26 protein-coding genes and 1 pseudogene are annotated in these 16,098 nt (G+C 56.0%); 2 read left to right on the forward strand and 25 right to left on the reverse strand.

Features of this window, described 5'->3' with window-relative positions:
- Nucleotides 1–52: 52 nt before the first annotated feature.
- Entirely contained in the window at nucleotides 53–1,252 is a 1,200-nt protein-coding gene (locus ACR3ES_RS22045; protein WP_170437303.1) for an ROK family transcriptional regulator, read from the forward strand.
- Nucleotides 1,253–1,541: 289 nt separating this feature from the next.
- On the opposite strand, the gene rpmD is transcribed toward ACR3ES_RS22045, so the two are convergent.
- From rpmD to ACR3ES_RS22105, 12 genes are all read right to left on the reverse strand, one after another.
- Nucleotides 1,542–1,730 (reverse strand): 50S ribosomal protein L30, encoded by a 189-nt coding sequence (gene rpmD / locus ACR3ES_RS22050; RefSeq protein WP_008757946.1) that lies wholly within the window; start codon nucleotides 1,728–1,730, stop codon nucleotides 1,542–1,544.
- Nucleotides 1,731–1,742: 12 nt separating this feature from the next.
- Nucleotides 1,743–2,321, reverse strand: coding sequence for a 30S ribosomal protein S5 (gene rpsE, locus ACR3ES_RS22055; protein ID WP_039523389.1), 579 nt, complete (start codon nucleotides 2,319–2,321; stop codon nucleotides 1,743–1,745).
- Nucleotides 2,322–2,437: 116 nt separating this feature from the next.
- On the reverse strand, nucleotides 2,438–2,797 hold the full coding sequence (gene rplR / locus ACR3ES_RS22060) for a 50S ribosomal protein L18 (protein ID WP_010437103.1): 360 nt from the start codon (nucleotides 2,795–2,797) through the stop codon (nucleotides 2,438–2,440).
- A gap of 11 nt (nucleotides 2,798–2,808) precedes the next feature.
- Complete coding sequence (rplF, locus tag ACR3ES_RS22065; protein ID WP_010437101.1) at nucleotides 2,809–3,342, reverse strand: 50S ribosomal protein L6; 534 nt, start codon at nucleotides 3,340–3,342, stop codon at nucleotides 2,809–2,811.
- Nucleotides 3,343–3,353: 11 nt separating this feature from the next.
- Nucleotides 3,354–3,746, reverse strand: coding sequence for a 30S ribosomal protein S8 (gene rpsH, locus ACR3ES_RS22070; RefSeq protein WP_039523381.1), 393 nt, complete (start codon nucleotides 3,744–3,746; stop codon nucleotides 3,354–3,356).
- 13 nt (nucleotides 3,747–3,759) lie between these two features.
- Entirely contained in the window at nucleotides 3,760–4,065 is a 306-nt protein-coding gene (gene rpsN / locus ACR3ES_RS22075) for a 30S ribosomal protein S14 (RefSeq protein WP_010437098.1), read from the reverse strand.
- Nucleotides 4,066–4,084: 19 nt separating this feature from the next.
- Nucleotides 4,085–4,645, reverse strand: a complete 561-nt coding sequence (rplE, locus tag ACR3ES_RS22080) for a 50S ribosomal protein L5 (protein WP_170437283.1) — start codon at nucleotides 4,643–4,645, stop codon at nucleotides 4,085–4,087.
- Nucleotides 4,638–4,949, reverse strand: a complete 312-nt coding sequence (gene rplX, locus ACR3ES_RS22085; RefSeq protein WP_068340764.1) for a 50S ribosomal protein L24 — start codon at nucleotides 4,947–4,949, stop codon at nucleotides 4,638–4,640. The genes rplE and rplX overlap by 8 nt, the downstream gene beginning before the upstream one ends.
- A 2-nt stretch (nucleotides 4,950–4,951) precedes the next feature.
- Nucleotides 4,952–5,320, reverse strand: coding sequence for a 50S ribosomal protein L14 (rplN, locus tag ACR3ES_RS22090; RefSeq protein WP_008757934.1), 369 nt, complete (start codon nucleotides 5,318–5,320; stop codon nucleotides 4,952–4,954).
- A 76-nt stretch (nucleotides 5,321–5,396) separates the two neighbouring features.
- Entirely contained in the window at nucleotides 5,397–5,627 is a 231-nt protein-coding gene (gene rpsQ, locus ACR3ES_RS22095; RefSeq protein WP_008757253.1) for a 30S ribosomal protein S17, read from the reverse strand.
- A gap of 4 nt (nucleotides 5,628–5,631) precedes the next feature.
- Complete coding sequence (rpmC, locus tag ACR3ES_RS22100; protein WP_037311745.1) at nucleotides 5,632–5,838, reverse strand: 50S ribosomal protein L29; 207 nt, start codon at nucleotides 5,836–5,838, stop codon at nucleotides 5,632–5,634.
- A gap of 273 nt (nucleotides 5,839–6,111) precedes the next feature.
- A complete protein-coding gene (locus ACR3ES_RS22105) occupies nucleotides 6,112–6,894 on the reverse strand; it encodes an SDR family NAD(P)-dependent oxidoreductase (protein ID WP_170437281.1) in 783 nt (260 codons plus the stop codon).
- 155 nt (nucleotides 6,895–7,049) lie between these two features.
- Here ACR3ES_RS22105 and ACR3ES_RS22110 point away from each other — a divergent pair.
- Nucleotides 7,050–8,167, forward strand: a pseudogene (locus ACR3ES_RS22110) (IS3 family transposase).
- Here ACR3ES_RS22110 and ACR3ES_RS22115 read toward each other — a convergent pair.
- The 13 genes from ACR3ES_RS22115 to rpsJ all read right to left on the reverse strand — a co-directional run bounded on the left by ACR3ES_RS22115 (nucleotide 8,117) and on the right by rpsJ (nucleotide 15,917).
- Nucleotides 8,117–8,761, reverse strand: a complete 645-nt coding sequence (locus tag ACR3ES_RS22115) for a TIGR02466 family protein (RefSeq protein WP_480424531.1) — start codon at nucleotides 8,759–8,761, stop codon at nucleotides 8,117–8,119. The pseudogene ACR3ES_RS22110 and the gene ACR3ES_RS22115 overlap by 51 nt on opposite strands.
- A 9-nt stretch (nucleotides 8,762–8,770) precedes the next feature.
- Nucleotides 8,771–9,070, reverse strand: a complete 300-nt coding sequence (locus ACR3ES_RS22120; RefSeq protein ID WP_480493529.1) for a hypothetical protein — start codon at nucleotides 9,068–9,070, stop codon at nucleotides 8,771–8,773.
- A gap of 141 nt (nucleotides 9,071–9,211) precedes the next feature.
- Nucleotides 9,212–9,625, reverse strand: coding sequence for a 50S ribosomal protein L16 (gene rplP, locus ACR3ES_RS22125; protein WP_058283513.1), 414 nt, complete (start codon nucleotides 9,623–9,625; stop codon nucleotides 9,212–9,214).
- Between the two features lie 12 nt (nucleotides 9,626–9,637).
- Nucleotides 9,638–10,348, reverse strand: coding sequence for a 30S ribosomal protein S3 (gene rpsC, locus ACR3ES_RS22130; protein ID WP_008758042.1), 711 nt, complete (start codon nucleotides 10,346–10,348; stop codon nucleotides 9,638–9,640).
- Nucleotides 10,348–10,728: a 50S ribosomal protein L22 gene (gene rplV / locus ACR3ES_RS22135; RefSeq protein ID WP_039538267.1), complete on the reverse strand. Its 381-nt coding sequence runs from the start codon at nucleotides 10,726–10,728 to the stop codon at nucleotides 10,348–10,350. Before rplV ends, rpsC begins: the two co-directional genes overlap by 1 nt.
- A 3-nt stretch (nucleotides 10,729–10,731) precedes the next feature.
- Nucleotides 10,732–11,010, reverse strand: coding sequence for a 30S ribosomal protein S19 (gene rpsS / locus ACR3ES_RS22140; RefSeq protein WP_005980699.1), 279 nt, complete (start codon nucleotides 11,008–11,010; stop codon nucleotides 10,732–10,734).
- A 3-nt stretch (nucleotides 11,011–11,013) separates the two neighbouring features.
- On the reverse strand, nucleotides 11,014–11,856 hold the full coding sequence (gene rplB / locus ACR3ES_RS22145) for a 50S ribosomal protein L2 (RefSeq protein WP_008757664.1): 843 nt from the start codon (nucleotides 11,854–11,856) through the stop codon (nucleotides 11,014–11,016).
- Between the two features lie 291 nt (nucleotides 11,857–12,147).
- Nucleotides 12,148–13,080, reverse strand: coding sequence for a YHYH protein (locus ACR3ES_RS22150; protein WP_170437277.1), 933 nt, complete (start codon nucleotides 13,078–13,080; stop codon nucleotides 12,148–12,150).
- Nucleotides 13,081–13,322: 242 nt separating this feature from the next.
- On the reverse strand, nucleotides 13,323–13,955 hold the full coding sequence (locus ACR3ES_RS22155) for a hypothetical protein (RefSeq protein ID WP_170437275.1): 633 nt from the start codon (nucleotides 13,953–13,955) through the stop codon (nucleotides 13,323–13,325).
- Nucleotides 13,952–14,248, reverse strand: coding sequence for a 50S ribosomal protein L23 (locus ACR3ES_RS22160; protein WP_009176651.1), 297 nt, complete (start codon nucleotides 14,246–14,248; stop codon nucleotides 13,952–13,954). The genes ACR3ES_RS22155 and ACR3ES_RS22160 overlap by 4 nt, the downstream gene beginning before the upstream one ends.
- Entirely contained in the window at nucleotides 14,245–14,862 is a 618-nt protein-coding gene (gene rplD, locus ACR3ES_RS22165) for a 50S ribosomal protein L4 (RefSeq protein ID WP_010437039.1), read from the reverse strand. The genes ACR3ES_RS22160 and rplD overlap by 4 nt, the downstream gene beginning before the upstream one ends.
- Nucleotides 14,859–15,584 carry a 50S ribosomal protein L3 gene (rplC, locus tag ACR3ES_RS22170; protein ID WP_039538255.1) on the reverse strand — a complete coding sequence of 242 codons (726 nt, stop codon included), beginning with the start codon at nucleotides 15,582–15,584 and terminating at the stop codon, nucleotides 14,859–14,861. Before rplC ends, rplD begins: the two co-directional genes overlap by 4 nt.
- An 18-nt stretch (nucleotides 15,585–15,602) precedes the next feature.
- Nucleotides 15,603–15,917 carry a 30S ribosomal protein S10 gene (rpsJ, locus tag ACR3ES_RS22175; RefSeq protein ID WP_008756422.1) on the reverse strand — a complete coding sequence of 105 codons (315 nt, stop codon included), beginning with the start codon at nucleotides 15,915–15,917 and terminating at the stop codon, nucleotides 15,603–15,605.
- Nucleotides 15,918–16,098 lie beyond the last annotated feature (181 nt).

Here is a 16,098-nt window from a genome sequence, read left to right on the forward strand (position 1 = left end):
AATTTGCCCACGCATCTTTTCATAAGAAAACAAGGTGTTTATGTTGAAGTTGATGGATAAAGAGGCGCTGAAAATACTAACCGGCGGGGTAAGCCAAAGCGGTGTTCGTGACCACAACGAACGCCTGATTTTGACGGTTTTACAACGGCATGGACCTACTGCCGGTGCCGATGTCGCGCGGCTGACGGGCCTGTCTCCGCAAACAGTTTCGATCATTCTGCGTAAGCTGGAAAAGGACGAGTTTCTCAAGCGTGGGACCCCGTTGAGAGGGAAGGTTGGGAAGCCTTCGATCCCCATGGAGCTGAATCCTGAAGGGATCCTTTCTGTGGGAATGAAGATCGGCCGTCGCAGCGCGGATCTTCTTTTGATCGATTTTAAAGGCGCGCCGCGCCATCAGCTTTCGACGACCTATGACTACCCGTTGCCCGAAGCGGTGTTCGGATTTCTGGAAGAAGGGCTGGGAAAACTTCTGGCCAATGAACCCCAGAAGTTTCGCGATCGTGTATGCGGGATCGGGATCGGAACACCGTTCGAGCTGTGGAAGTGGCACGACCTATCTGGGCTTGCGGCTCAGAAATTCAGATCCTGGAGAAATGTGAACTTTTCTTCCGAAGTGGCCAAGTTCAGTGACCTGCCGGTTTTTGTGGTCAATGACGCGACGGCCGCGTGTCACGCCGAACATCTCTATGGCCGTGGAGCCGAGTATCGAGACTATTTTTATTTCTTCATCGGCTCAATGATTGGAGGTGGCGTCGCATTGAACGGCACCGTATTTGAGGGCAACCAAGGCAATGCTGGCGCATTAGGTGCAATGCGGACAACGGGTCCTTTGGGTGAAAGTCAGCAACTGATCGACACTGCCTCGCTGTTTCTGCTTGAGGACAGGTTGATAGAAGCGGGCGTTGAACCGGATATCCTGTGGAAAAAGCCGCAAGATTGGAGCAGCATTTCTCGCTATGTCGAACCATGGATCGGTACAACGGCACAGGAATTGGCCAAGGCTGCGCTGTCTATTTGCGCGGTCATCGACTTTGAGGCGATTTTCATCGACGGTGCGTTCCCGCCTGAAATACGGGAAGAGCTGGTCTCACGGGTTCGTCGTTACCTAGTCAACCAAGACAAACGCGGTTTGATTCCTCCGGTTGTAGAAGCTGCAGCTGTTGGGGAAAACGCCCGAGGTATTGGAGCGGCAAGCAGCCCAATTTTCCGCCAGTTTCTATTGAACACTAATGCAGGGCTTTCTGGGATGTAGCCTAAGCTCATTTCTGCCAAGTCTCAATCAAGATAGAACCGTTCCTACTCAATTTGGAGGCCTTAGAACGGCTGCTTTGAAGCAGTTGCGGGTGGGCATCCAATTTGGTAATTGTGGACTGCTTTGGGCCGCCTTGAAAGCGGCCAACGCCGGCTTACTGCGCGTTGCTGTCATTGGGGCATCGCACAGCATTGGTCGAAGTGGGCTCAAAGCAGACAAACATGATCGCGAGCACAAAAAAAGCCCCCAAAAGCTGCGGGGACCTTTCGATTCTCAAAAGATGCTGCGCTTAGCCGCGCTCTTCGATGATCTCAACCAGATGCGGGATCTTGTTGACCATGCCGCGGACCGAAGGGGTATCTTCCAGCTCGCGGGTCTTGTGCATCTTGTTCAGGCCCAGACCGATCAGGGTTGCGCGCTGTTCGGCGGGGCGGCGGATCGGGGAACCGATCTGCTTGACGACGATGGTTTTTGCCATGACTCGCTCTCCTTATGCTTCGGCTTCAGCAGGCGCTTCGGCCGCAGGGGCTTCGTCCCGCTTGGGCAGGATGTCGGCAACTTTTTTACCACGACGTGCGGCAACCGAACGCGGGCTCTGCTCTTTTTGCAGGCCGTTGATGGTGGCGCGGATCATGTTGTACGGGTTCTGCGAGCCCAGCGACTTGGACACAACGTCCTTGACGCCCAGCATTTCGAACACGGCACGCATCGGACCACCGGCAATGATACCGGTACCTTCAGGTGCGGTGCGCATGACCACTTTACCAGCGCCGTGACGGCCTTCGATATCGTGGTGCAGAGTCCGACCTTCGCGCAGCTGCACGCGGATCATCTGACGCTTGGCTTGTTCAGTCGCCTTGCGGATGGCCTCAGGTACTTCTTTCGCTTTACCTTTGCCAAAGCCAACGCGGCCTTTCTGATCGCCGACAACCACCAGAGCGGCGAAGCCAAAGCGCTTACCACCTTTTACGGTTTTCGACACGCGGTTGATTGCGACCAGACGATCGGCAAATTCCGGTGCTTCTTCACGGTCGCGGCCACGGCCCCGACGGTTTTCACGTTCTGCCATTTGGCATCCCTTTTCTCATGTGGCGCATACGGCGCCGTTTGCTTCAATCCAAGTGAGCCCCGACTGTTGCCGAGGCCCCCGGATCATCGGGGCAGCCGCAAAGCTGCCCGCAAGTCTTAGATCTTCAGACCACCTTCACGCGCGGCGTCGGCAACTGCCTTCACCTTGCCGTGGAACAGGAAGCCACCACGATCGAAATAGGCCTCTTCGACGCCTGCCTTCTTGGCACGCTCAGCGATGGCCGCGCCCACTTTGGTGGCCGCTTCGACGTTGTTCTTGCCAACAACACCCAGATCCTTTTCCAGGGTCGAGGCCGAGGCCAGGGTCACGCCACGTACGTCGTCGATCAGCTGAACAGAGATGTTCTTGTTCGAACGGTGTACGGACAAACGCGGACGACCCGCGTTGACCTTGCGAAGTTTGTTCCGAACGCGCAGGCGGCGCTTCAGAAACAGGGTTCTTTTGCTGTTTGCCATTGTTTGCGTCCTTACTTCTTCTTGCCTTCCTTGCGGAAGATGAACTCGCCCTTATAGCGGATGCCCTTGCCTTTGTACGGCTCGGGACGGCGCCATTCGCGGATTTTGGCCGCGACTTCGCCCACCTGCTGCTGGTCGATACCTTCCACAACGATCTCGGTCTGCTTCGGTGCGGTGATGGTGACACCTTCCGGAGCGGTGAAATCAACATCGTGGCTGTAGCCCAGGTTTAGCTTCAGGGTGTTGCCCTGCATCTGAGCCCGGTAACCAACACCTTGGATCTCCAACTCTTTTTTGAAGCCGTTTGTTACGCCTTCAACAAGATTGGCAACCATAGTACGGCTCATGCCCCACTGCTGGCGCGCGCGCTTGGACATCCCACGGGGGTTGATCTGCACAACGTTGTCTTCGACCGATAGCGTTACGTCATCGGTTGCGGTGAAGCTGCGGGTGCCTTTCGGACCTTTCACTTCGATGGTCTGACCCGACACAGAGGCGGAAACGCCGCTGGGCAGCTCGACCGGTTTTTTACCAATACGAGACATTGCAGACCTCCTTAGAAGACGGTGCAGAGCACTTCGCCGCCAACATTGTTGGAGCGTGCGTTCTGGTCCGACATCACACCTTTCGGAGTGCTGACAATCGACACTCCCAGACCCTGACGGACCTGCGGGATGTCATTGACGCCCATGTAGACGCGACGACCGGGCTTCGAGACCCGCTTTAGTTCGCGAATGACAGGGGTGCCTTCGTAATATTTCAGGCTGATTTCGATGGCCGGATGACCGTTTTCACCGGTCGTCTTTTCATAGCCACGGATGTAACCTTCGTCCGCCAGCACGTCCAGAACCCAACCGCGCAGCTTGGACGCCGGGGTGGAAACGGTGGACTTGCCGCGCATTTGCGCGTTGCGGATACGGGTGAGCATATCGCCGATAGGATCATTCATATCTATGTCTCCCTTACCAGCTCGATTTCACCATGCCGGGGATCTGACCAGCAGAACCCAGCTCGCGCAGCGCGATACGGCTGACCTTCAGCTTACGGTAGTAAGCGTGGGGACGACCGGTCAGCTGACAACGGTTGTGCAGACGGGTAGCCGAGCTGTTGCGCGGCAGTTTCGCCAGTTTCAGACGCGCTTTGAAACGCTCTTCCATCGGCTTGCTCTCGTCATTCGCGATTTCTTTAAGCTCGGCACGCTTTGCGGCATATTTGGCCACCAGGCGTTCGCGCTTCTTCTCGCGTTCGATCATTGCTTTTTTAGCCATGTCTCAATCCTCCCGGCGCTTATGCGTTGAACGGCATGTTGAACGCTTTCAACAGTGCCTTAGCTTCAGCGTCGGTTTTCGCTGTGGTGGCAATTACGATATCCAGGCCCCAGACCTCGTCGACTTTGTCGAAGTCGATTTCCGGGAACACGATGTGCTCTTTCATGCCCATGGCAAAGTTGCCTTGACCATCGAAAGACGGCTTCACACCGCGGAAGTCACGAATACGCGGCATCGCGATGGTGATCAGACGATCCAGGAATTCGTACATCCGGTCACCGCGCAGGGTTACTTTCGCACCTAACGGCATGTCCTCACGAACACGGAAACCCGCGATCGACTTCTTCGCCTTAGTTGCAACGGCCTGTTGACCGGCAATCGCAGTCAGATCTTCGACAGCAGCTTTCGCTTTCTTCGAGTCTTTAACCGCCTCAGCACCACAACCGATGTTCAGAACGATTTTCTCCAGCTTGGGCAGCTGCATGTCGTTCTTATAGCCGAACTCTTCTTTCAGAGCGGCACGGATGGTTTCAACGTACTGAGCTTTCAGACGCGGGGTGTAGGTTGCGGAATCAAGCATCGATCACGTCCCCTGTGGTCTTGGCGAAGCGGACCTTCTTGTCACCTTCCATGCGGAAGCCAACGCGGGTTGCTTTGCCGTTCTTGTCCAGCAGCGCCAGGTTCGACAGCTCGATCGGGTTTGCCTGAGGCAGGCGACCACCTTGCGAGGTTTGCGACTGACGTGTGTGACGGATGGCAATGTTGATGCCTTCGACAACAGCTTTACCGGCTTTGGGGTCAACCGAGGAAATGGTTCCTTCTTTGCCCTTGTCCTTACCGGCCAGCACGACGACCTTGTCGCCTTTGCGGAGTTTAGCAGCCATGATTACAGCACCTCCGGAGCCAGCGAGATGATTTTCATGAAGTTCTTGCCGCGCAGTTCACGAACAACAGGGCCAAAGATACGTGTACCGACTGGCTCGTTGTTATTGTTCAGGATGACGGCGGCGTTGCGATCGAAACGGATCGCTGTGCCGTCTTCGCGACGGACTTCCTTGGCGGTGCGTACGACGACGGCCTTACGGACGTCACCTTTCTTTACGCGGCCGCGCGGGATGGCTTCCTTCACCGAGACGACAATGATGTCGCCAACGGAGGCGTATTTACGCTTGGAACCACCCAGGACCTTGATGCACTGAACTCGGCGTGCGCCGGAGTTGTCAGCGACATCCAGATTGGTCTGCATCTGGATCATGTGGTTTCTCCCGACCTGTGGGGGCTGGTCTCGTTAAATCCCCCAGGGTTTCGACAAATGAAAAAGTCCTGGGGGCTTACGCCTCCAGAACCTCCCAACGTTTCGTCTTCGATTTCGGTGCGCATTCGATGATGCGAACGGTGTCACCGACCTTGAAGGCGTTCTTTTCATCGTGAGCCCGGTATTTCTTGGACTTACGGATGGTTTTTTTCAGAACCGGATGCGTAAAGCGGCGCTCGACGGATACGGTTACGGTCTGTTCGTTGGCGTCGCTGGTTACGGTGCCGGACAGGATACGCTTGGGCATAGGATTACTCCTCCGATGCCGCGGCAGCGGCCTTTTCGTTCAGAATGGTTTTGACGCGGGCAGCGTTGCGGCGGGCCGCTTTGATACCAGCAGTGCTTTCCAGCTGACCGGTTGCCTGTTGAAAGCGCAGGTTAAAGCTTTCTTTCTTCAGGTTGGCCAGTTCCTCGCGGAGCTGGTCCGGGGTCTTGTCACGCAGTTCTTGGGCGTTCATCGCCTTTTTCCTTTGCTCAAAACACCAGAAGGCCCCCTTTCAGGGTCACCTTGGACCTGGTGGATGAATGATAGACATACGAATCGCCCGACAACGCCGGGAGATCGTAGGATGCCGCCGTATAAGGGTTTGGGGGGTGGGTGGCAAGGGAAAGTTTCGTTCCGTTTTCAGGTGGATGAATCTGCCCGTTTCCCAATTCCTGTCGCGCTAAGAACCCGGATCGTCTGATCACAACCGCGACGATTCTTGATCCTCACAAAGGAGGCCGGGTGTTCAGGCGCCCTTCTCCTGCATTTTCCGAACCATATTCAGACGAGTACGACGTGGCAGGAACGGCAAGACCCAGCCCAGCACAAACGCGAGCGACTTGTCGTTGATCACCGTAAGCTTCCCATCGATCATGGCGTCATAGCCGATCTTAGCCACAGCCTGAGCGGTCGATCCCTTTTGGGCGACAAGCTTCGTGCCCTCAAGATTTGCCGCAGCAGCAAACTCGGTCGCGACATAACCCGGCTCCAGCGCGGTCACCGTGACGCCATTACCCTTCAGCTCTTCCGCGAGCGCCTGACTGAAACTTGAAACATAGGCTTTGGTGGCAAAATAGGTCGCCTGCAGCGGACCCGGCATATGCGCGGCAGTCGAACTGACATTCAGTATCTTTCCGCCACCGCCACCGACCATATCCGTGCCGAACAGATGGCACAGAGATACAAGGGCTTCGACGTTCAGCCGGATCATATCCAGATCATCGGAAAGGCGGCGATCCAAAAAAGCCCCATGCCCTCCAAATCCGGCATTATTGATCAGGTAGTCGACCGTCAGATGTTCGCGCTTGACGGCCGCGTAAAGTTTGTCCGCGCCTCCAACAGCACCCAGGTCAAGCGGAATTGCAGTGACTGTGATGCCATGCGCAGCCTCAAGCTCTAATTTAAGGGCATCCAACGCATCCCTGCGCCGCGCACTGATGATCAGATTGCCGCCTTGTGACGCATGATAACGCGCCAGTTCCCGGCCAATTCCGGATGATGCGCCTGTGACGAGAGCTGTTTTGGTCATAGTATCCTCCTAAGAAACACCCGGAACGCTTTCACCTTGGCGCTTCAAGATGCTTCACTCCCATTTATAGTTGAAGCTGACAGATATTCGCTCGTCCTCGTGTCTTGGCCCCCTAAAACTGTGCCACAGTTGGCTTAGTTTTGGAGACGGGATTGATGGCGCGGAAACGGTATTCGGACGAAGATATTCTGCGGCTTTTGCGCGAGATTGAGCTGGGCCTGGCATCTGGTTCGGATGTCGCGACGGCGTGCAGAACGGCTGGTGTCAGTGATGCGACCTATTACACATGGCGCAAGCGGTTTGGTGGGATGGGACGATCTGAGATGGCCAATCTGAAGGCACTGCAGAAAGAGAATGATCGGCTCAAGAAGATCGTGGCCGAGCTTGAACTGGACAAGCTCATTCTCAAGGAGAGCCTTGATTATCTAAAGCCGAAGGCCTGACGGCAGACCAGCTTCGTCAGGCCGTGATGCATACCCGACAAAAGCTGGCAACCTCTGAACGGCGCACCTGTCGCGTGATTGGATTGGCGCGGAGCACGCTGCAATACCGCGCAGCGCCAAAGGATGATGAGGCGTTACGTCTGGCGATGATCCGATTGGCCAAACGGTATGGGCGCTACGGCTACCGCAAGGTCGCCGAGCTGCTGCGTGTCGAAGGCTGGGCAGTCAATCATAAAAAGATCGAACGACTATGGCGCGAAGAAGGCTTGCAGCTCCCACAACGGCACAAGAAACGCAAACGGCTGTACCACAAGGACAGCTCGATCATCCGGCTCCGACCGCAACATCCCAATCACATCTGGAGCATTGACTTTGTCCACGACAAGCTGAGCAACGGACAGAGCTACAAGATGCTGACGGTGCTGGATGAGTATACCCGTGAGGCGCTCTGCGTAGCGGTCAAGCCGAAGATGAACAGCGCAGACGTGCTGGATGCGCTCTACCCACTCTTATTGCGGCACGGGAAGCCCGAACACATCCGTTCCGACAACGGCGCGGAGTTCATCGCAACGGCCCTGCAGACCTGGTTAAGAAAGGTGGGCATTAAGCCGATCCAAATCTACCCGGGATCACCTTGGGAGAATGGATACAACGAGCGCTTCAATGGCACTCTGCGCCGGGAAGTCCTCAACGCAGAATGGTTCCACACCACCAAACAGGCTCAGATCGTCATCAATACCTGGCTTAGACAGTACAATCGTGTCAGACCCCATCAGGCTCTAAACATGCGACCGCCCGTTCCAGAAACCTTGCTCAAAACTGGCCCATAGAATTGGGGCTGGACACTCGGCCATGTTTATCGGCACCTCGTGTCGTAGCCAGCTTTCCCATAGCAAAACATCTCCGATCTTGGGTTTCACATAGATGAACGGCTGCAGATCGCGCCGCCCGCCTTTCAGGCGCGTCGGCGCAGCCATCATACGGCCTGAGCGGGGGTCTTCCAGTTTCAACGCACTCGCCCCCTCAGGCATTGCCACATAGGTCGTACCCGAGATCACACTGTGTGGGTGCAAGTGGCTGGAATGCATGCCGCCTTCGGGCAGAATGTTGATCCACAGATCTTCAAGTTTTAGCTCACCCTCACCCAGATCGAATTCGAGATCCTTGGCAAAGGCCGCCACATGCTGATCCAACGCCGCTACCAGATCGGCGAAAATCGGAAACCGCCAGGGCAGATCGGTCAGCGAGGCATAGCTGGTATAACCGGGATAGCCGTTCTCCTCACACCATTCCTGCCCGGCCTCATCATCCTCGGCGATGACAAGACAAGAGCTTTCCAACTCGCCCGCGTCGATCTTGGGATCAAACTCGGACAAAGCTGCGCGATAGAGACGGGTAACGAAGAGCGATTCAATCTGTGGCATGGTGGGGTACTAGCGTTTTCTCTGGTCAGGTAAAAGCGCCAGCAGCGCGACAAAGGCGTAGCAGCAATAACTCCACACAGCGGCACAAAACAAAAAGCCAATCGCAATAGGAATGGCAAGACCCTCCATTCCTGTAGGGCAACATTGGCCACTGAAAGTGAAGAACCATATGAGCCAAGCTGCGGTTCCACCGCACAACAACAGGTTGGCGCGAAACACCCACTTACCGCCTCCGAGATAGGCAATGACCAACGCGGGCAAGGTTACAAATAGGAGAGTGTACTTTGCAAAGTAGAGAACTAGACCCATGCGTGGCACTGTGATCTGCGACCTCGATCTCGCCAATACCAGAATTCCCTATCTGCCAAAAAAGCAAGCAACTATTTAAAAACCCCGCCGGTTTCCCGACGGGGGTCAATCTTGTCACGAACGGGGTAGCCCCCGGATCGCTTACCAGTCTTCGCGAACCACAACGCGAGTCTTGATCGGCAGCTTCATCGCAGCCAGGCGCAGGGCCTCGCGGGCGATGTCGTCATTGACGCCGTCGATCTCGAACATCACGCGGCCAGGCTTGACTTTGCATGCCCAGCGGTCGACCGAACCTTTACCTTTACCCATACGAACTTCGATCGGCTTAGCCGTGACCGGAGTGTCGGGGAAGATGCGGATCCAGACACGACCCTGACGCTTCATGTGACGCGTCATGGCACGACGTGCAGCTTCGATCTGGCGTGCGGTTACACGCTCAGGCTCAAGAGCTTTCAGGCCGTAAGTGCCAAAGTTCAGATCAGAGCCGCCCTTGGCGAGACCCTTGATCCGGCCTTTGTGCATCTTGCGGAATTTAGTACGCTTTGGTTGAAGCATATCTTTCCCTCCTTAGCGACGACCGCCACCAGCACCACGAGGTGCAGGGCCGTCCTGGAGTTCCTGTGCTTTACGGTCACGTGCCTGCGGATCGTGCTCCATGATCTCACCTTTGAAGATCCAGACCTTGATCCCGATGATCCCGTAAGGAGTCATCGCTTCGGCATGTGCGTAATCGATGTCGGCACGCAGGGTGTGCAGAGGCACGCGGCCTTCGCGGTACCACTCGGTCCGTGCGATTTCAGCGCCGCCCAGACGACCAGCGACGTTCACCCGGATACCCAGGGCGCCCATGCGCATAGCATTCTGAACCGAGCGCTTCATGGCGCGACGGAACGAGACGCGGCGCTCCAGCTGCTGAGCGATGGACTCGGCAACCAGCTGCGCGTCAAGCTCGGGCTTGCGCACTTCGACGATGTTCAGGTGCAGTTCGCTGTCGGTCATACGAGCAAGCTTTTTGCGCAGAACTTCAATGTCCGCACCTTTCTTGCCGATGATGACACCGGGACGTGCAGTGTGGATCGTAACGCGGCACTTCTTGTGCGGACGTTCGATGATCACACGGGCAACACCGGCCTGCTTGCACTCTTTGTTGATGAATTCACGGATCTTGAGGTCTTCCAGCAGAAGATCACCGTAGTCCTTGGTGTCGGCGTACCAGCGGCTGTCCCAGGTGCGGTTGACCTGCAGGCGCATGCCGATCGGATTTACTTTATGACCCATTAGGCTTGCTCCTCAACTTGACGCACCTTGATGGTGATCTCCGAGAACGGCTTCATGATCTTGCCGAAACGGCCACGGGCACGCGGACGACCGCGCTTCATGACCAGGTTCTTGCCAACCCATGCTTCGGCGACGATCAGCTCGTCAACGTCCAGGTTGTGGTTGTTTTCGGCATTCGCGATTGCGGATTGCAGGCACTTCTTGACGTCCTGCGCGACACGCTTGTTCGAGAAAGTCAGGTCGGTCAGAGCCTTCTCAACTTTCTTGCCGCGGATCATTTGCGCAACCAGGTTCAGTTTCTGCGGGCTGGTGCGAAGCATGCGCGTTTTCGCCATTGCTTCGTTTTCAGCCACGCGGCGGGGGTTCTTTTCCTTGCCCATGACTTACTTCCGCTTCGCTTTTTTGTCAGCGGCGTGACCGTAATAGGTACGAGTTGGCGAGTATTCACCGAACTTCTGACCGATCATGTCTTCCGAGACGTTGACGGGGATATGCTTCTGGCCGTTGTACACACCAAAGGTCAGACCCACGAACTGGGGCAGAATGGTGGAACGACGCGACCAGATTTTGATGACTTCGTTGCGGCCCGACTCGCGCGCTGCTTCGGCTTTTTTCAGCACGTAAGCATCGACGAAAGGACCCTTCCAAACAGAGCGAGACATAGATTAACGTCCCTTCTTCTTGGCGTGCCGCGAGCGGATGATCAGCTTCTGGGACGCTTTGTTCTTGTTGCGGGTACGCTTACCCTTGGTGTCCTTACCCCACGGCGTAACCGGTGTACGGCCACCCGAAGTACGACCTTCACCACCACCGTGCGGGTGATCGATCGGGTTCATAGCAACACCACGAACCGACGGACGAACGCCCTTGTGGCGCATACGACCGGCTTTACCGAGGTTTTGGTTGCTGTTGTCGGGGTTGGACACGGCACCAACGGTGGCCATGCATTCCTGACGGACCATGCGCAGCTCGCCCGAGCTCAGACGGATCTGAGCGTAGCCGCCATCGCGACCAACGAACTGAGCGTAAGTACCCGCCGCACGTGCGATCTGACCACCTTTGCCAGGCTTCATCTCGATGTTGTGGACGATGGTACCAATGGGCATGCCCGAGAACGGCATTGCGTTGCCCGGCTTGATGTCGGCCTTGGCGGATGCCACGACTTTGTCACCAACAGCCAGACGCTGCGGAGCCAGGATATATGCCTGCTCGCCGTCTTCGTATTTTACCAGTGCGATGAATGCGGTCCGGTTCGGGTCATATTCGATCCGCTCGACGGTTGCCGCGACATCAAATTTGTTCCGTTTGAAGTCAACGATCCGGTAGAGACGCTTTGCGCCACCGCCGCGGCGGCGTGAAGTGATCCGTCCGGTGTTGTTCCGGCCGCCCGATTTGGTCAAACCCTCTGTGAGAGATTTGACCGGACGTCCTTTCCAAAGCTCCGAACGGTCGATCAGCACCAGCCCGCGCTGGCCCGGCGTCGTCGGCTTGTACGACTTGAGTGCCATGCTTTCTGTCTTCCGTTTAGCAAGTGCAGGGCGTTGCCCCGCTATGTGATAGGCCCCCGTAGGTGCCAAGGGTATAGGGCCCCGAAGGTCCCCGGTTACAAATATCAGAGGCCCCGGAACGAATCCGAGGCCGTAAGATTGGGTGCATTTAGCAGTGTTGGGGGTGGGTGTCTATAGGCCGCGGCGGATTCTTTCAAACTAGCTAAGTGCATACTGTAAATCTCGATAGCACTCGTTTTTTTCTTACCGGCGGCGCCACAGATTGGACAGTTTTAGCCAACCGTTGCCATATCACTTTCGGAACGAAGGGTTGGGAGTTCCTGTGTAGCAATTCAGAATCCATGGATACGAGCTTGTGACATAGTACCCGTATTGACCATCGACGGTCATACCATTGCATTCATCCAGATCTCCATTGCCAGTAAACTCATAGTCTTCAGTGTAAGTGCCATCCGGCATACCACCCGGGCCGTTCGGCGGTTTTGGCCTCTCTGTCGACTTCAACTCATAGCCCGAGATGGCCGCTCGAATTTTCCCATCGCTATCCTCAAAGATTGTTCCGAATATCGGGAAACCGTCTGACGCAAAACCGATTACTGGAGAAGGCGCATCGAACTGTCGGTCATTGAACAATGCGTTCGGGTTCGAATGGTAGTGATACCTGCCATCTGGCTGTGTATGCGCATTATGTAGATCAACCCCAAAGTACTTATCGTAATATGGCGGATCGATCAGCCACGGGTCGCGGATGGTACAACCAGCAAGCACGTTGCCGTTTTTGTCAGCTCGGGGAGCATCTGGTCGATAGCAACCTGCCGAAAGCAAATCCACAGGTACGCCATTCAACAATATGGCGTTGTATGCCTGTTGGCCGAGGGGACTCGGGTTTGTAGCCTTTTCTGGCTTTCGCGTAATTTGGAATTCACTCAACAAAGGACGAAAGTCATTGGCAAAACGTGCTGTCGCACCATTGAAGTCATGGTTGGGTGTCCCATTCGTAGCAATTGTACAAGTCTCGTTGTCGGCGTCTATCTTAACTTGTGCCTCGTAGGAGGTGCCCTTTTGGATATCTTCGACGTCCGCTTTGTAGCTACCAATGTAGTCAGCGCAATCGCCTGATCTGCTGGTCAGAATGGCATTCTTAATGTCGGTCGGAGCTGATTCCTGTGAAAAACAGGGAAACGGCAAGGCCAGGGTAAAAACGCAAAAGACAGACAATCTCAATTTCGATACCTCCACGAACTGGCGGTGACACTTCTCAGGTTCTTATGACATTGTATTTGAAACTTATTGTTGTTGTATCATCTTTCTGGGTCCAGCGCTCTGTGTGCGTAGTGCAGAGGTCCTTGCGTCGCAGAATACTAACAAGAGCAATAACAAGTCGATTTGATCGTTTCTGTCGCATACGCAGATTCCGGTATCGCAGGGGTGTCTATCGATCACACAACAAAGGCTTCACCAAGTACTCACCCCAAAGACCGCCTGCGGCACAGCGGCTCAGTCTCCACTGCAATCCTCTGCTTGAGTTTGATATGCCCCAGCACCTCGCGAAAGGCGCGGTGTTTGGGTTTGCCTTCCAGATAATCCGCCAGTTTGAGCAGGTTGATCGGGTGTTTCGCAATCAACGCCTCGATCCGCTGCACCGCGTCGTCCAGCGCGTAGTGATCGACATACTGACAGGCCACCTGCGTGGGCGTCAGCAGGCAGTAATCCTGCGGGCGTTTCTCGGTATAGCGCGCGATGTCGAAGGGCGACGCTCCGAGGGCGTGGAACTTGGGCATGTAGACGCGCATGTTTGCCTCGGCGTGCTCCAGCACCGTGCCCGAAATCTGACGGAACCCAAGCGGACCAAGCTTGCCGACCACATGCTTGCGCATCGCCGGAGAGATCATGTCCACATCCGCCCGGTCATATTTCAGATCATCAAAAACCGACAGCAGCCCCAGCTTTTCGTCAACGATCTGGAAATAGGGCTCGGCGCTGAACGCCCGCATTTGATCCAGAACCTGCGCACGCACAGCTTCAGGGTCCGAAACGAAATCGGCCCCGGCGGGTTGAACCGCCGAGGCCGTGAATACTCGCAGTAAGCGTTGGATCAAAGACCGGTGCTCACGTCGATTGTGTTGCCCTCTTCCAGGGTCACATATGCTTTTTTGACGTCTTTCCGCTTGCCCAACTGGCCGCGGAACCGCTTGACCTTGCCTTTGGTCACGGTGGTGTTCACCGCTTTGACCTTCACACCAAACAGCGCCTCAACGGCCTCTTTGATCTGCGGCTTGTTGCTGTCGATCGCCACTTCAAAGACAACTGCGCCATTTTCGGACGCCATGGTCGACTTTTCGGTAATGATCGGCTTGCGGATCACGTCGTAGTGTTCTGCCTTCGCGCTCATTTCAGACGAGCCTCCAGTGCTTCGACAGCCGCTTTGGTGAGCACCAGAGTGTCACGCTTGAGGATGTCATAGACGTTTGCGCCCATCGACGGCAGGATATCTAGACCTTCGATGTTCTTCGACGCTTTCAGGAACCCTTCGTTCACGGTCGCGCCGTCGATGACCAGAGCGCGTTTCCAGCCCAGGTTTGCAACCTGTTTGGCCAGAGCGGCGGTCTTGCCTTCGGCTTCGGCGTTCTCGATCACAACCAGTTCCCCTGCCTTGGCTTTGGCCGACAGAGCGTGGCGCAGGCCAAGCTTGCGGAACTTCTTGGGCAGGTCGTGACCATGCGAACGAACCACGGGGCCTTTGTAGATACCACCACCACGGAAGATCGGCGCGTTACGGTCACCATGGCGTGCGCCACCAGTGCCCTTCTGGCGATAGATCTTCTTGGTCGAGTAGCTGGTTTCCGAGCGGGTCTTTACCTTGTGGGTGCCGGCTTGCGCGTTATTGCGCTGCCAACGGACCACACGGTGCAGGATGTCCGCGCGCGGCTCGAGGCCGAACAGGTCTGCATCCAGCTCGATGTTGCCGGCTTTGCCGCCGTCCAGTTTGATTACATCAAGTTTCATGCTTCACCACCTTCCGCGGGCGCTTCTTCCGCCGGTGCTTCGGTTGCGGCACCTTTTACGGCTGCCGGGAACGGCAGACCTTCGGGTGCTTTCTTCTTGACGGCGTCCTTGACGGTGACCCAGCCCGATTTCGGTCCGGGAACGGCGCCTTTGATGAAGACCAGGTTCCGGTCGGCGTCGGTTTTGACAACTTCCAGATTCTGGGTGGTAACACGGGCAGCACCCATGTGACCGGCCATCTTCTTGCCTTTGAACACCTTGCCCGGGTCCTGACACTGACCGGTCGAACCGTGCGAACGGTGGCTGATCGAAACACCGTGCGAGGCGCGCAGACCACCAAAGTTCCAACGCTTCATCGCACCAGCAAAGCCTTTACCGATCGAGGTACCCGACACGTCAACCTTCTGACCTTCCAGGAAGTGTTCGGCCGAAATCTCGGCACCCACATCGATCAGGCCATCTTCGGAGACACGGAACTCGGCCAGCTTACGCTTGGGCTCAACCTTTGCAGCGGCATAGTGGCCGCGCATGGCTTTCGAGGTGCGTTTTGCTTTGGCAGCACCAGCACCCAGCTGAACAGCGGTGTAGCCGTCTTTGTCAGCGGTGCGCTGAGCAACAACCTGCAGGTTGTCCAGGTGAAGAACGGTCACAGGGATCTGCTTGCCGTCTTCCATGAACAGGCGGGTCATACCGACTTTTTTTGCGATAATACCAGAGCGCATAATCTATACCCTCCGATCTTACGACTGCAGCTTGATCTCGACGTCCACACCAGCAGCGAGGTCGAGCTTCATCAGCGCGTCAACGGTTTGGGGGGTCGGATCAACGATGTCGAGCAGACGCTTGTGCGTGCGGATCTCGAACTGGTCGCGAGATTTCTTGTCAACGTGAGGGCCACGGAGAACCGTGAACTTCTCAATCTTGTTCGGCAGCGGGATCGGGCCGCGCACGTTCGCGCCGGTCCGCTTGGCAGTGTTGACGATCTCTTGCGTGCTGGCATCCAGAACGCGATAGTCAAATGCCTTCAGCCGAATACGGATGTTTTGGCTTTGCATAGTAACAGCCTTTTATCAGGCGTTGAGGTTGAGAGGAGGACAGACGCGCATCGCCAACCCTCTTCGAACCCAAAAGGCGGGAATCACCCCGCCTTGATGTTCTTATTGAGAACTCGCGCGGTTTAGTGGGGTTGGTGGGGTTTGGCAAGGGGGAACGTGACTGCAATTTCTAGTATCAGCT

Source organism: Ruegeria sp. B1 (assembly GCF_056535885.1).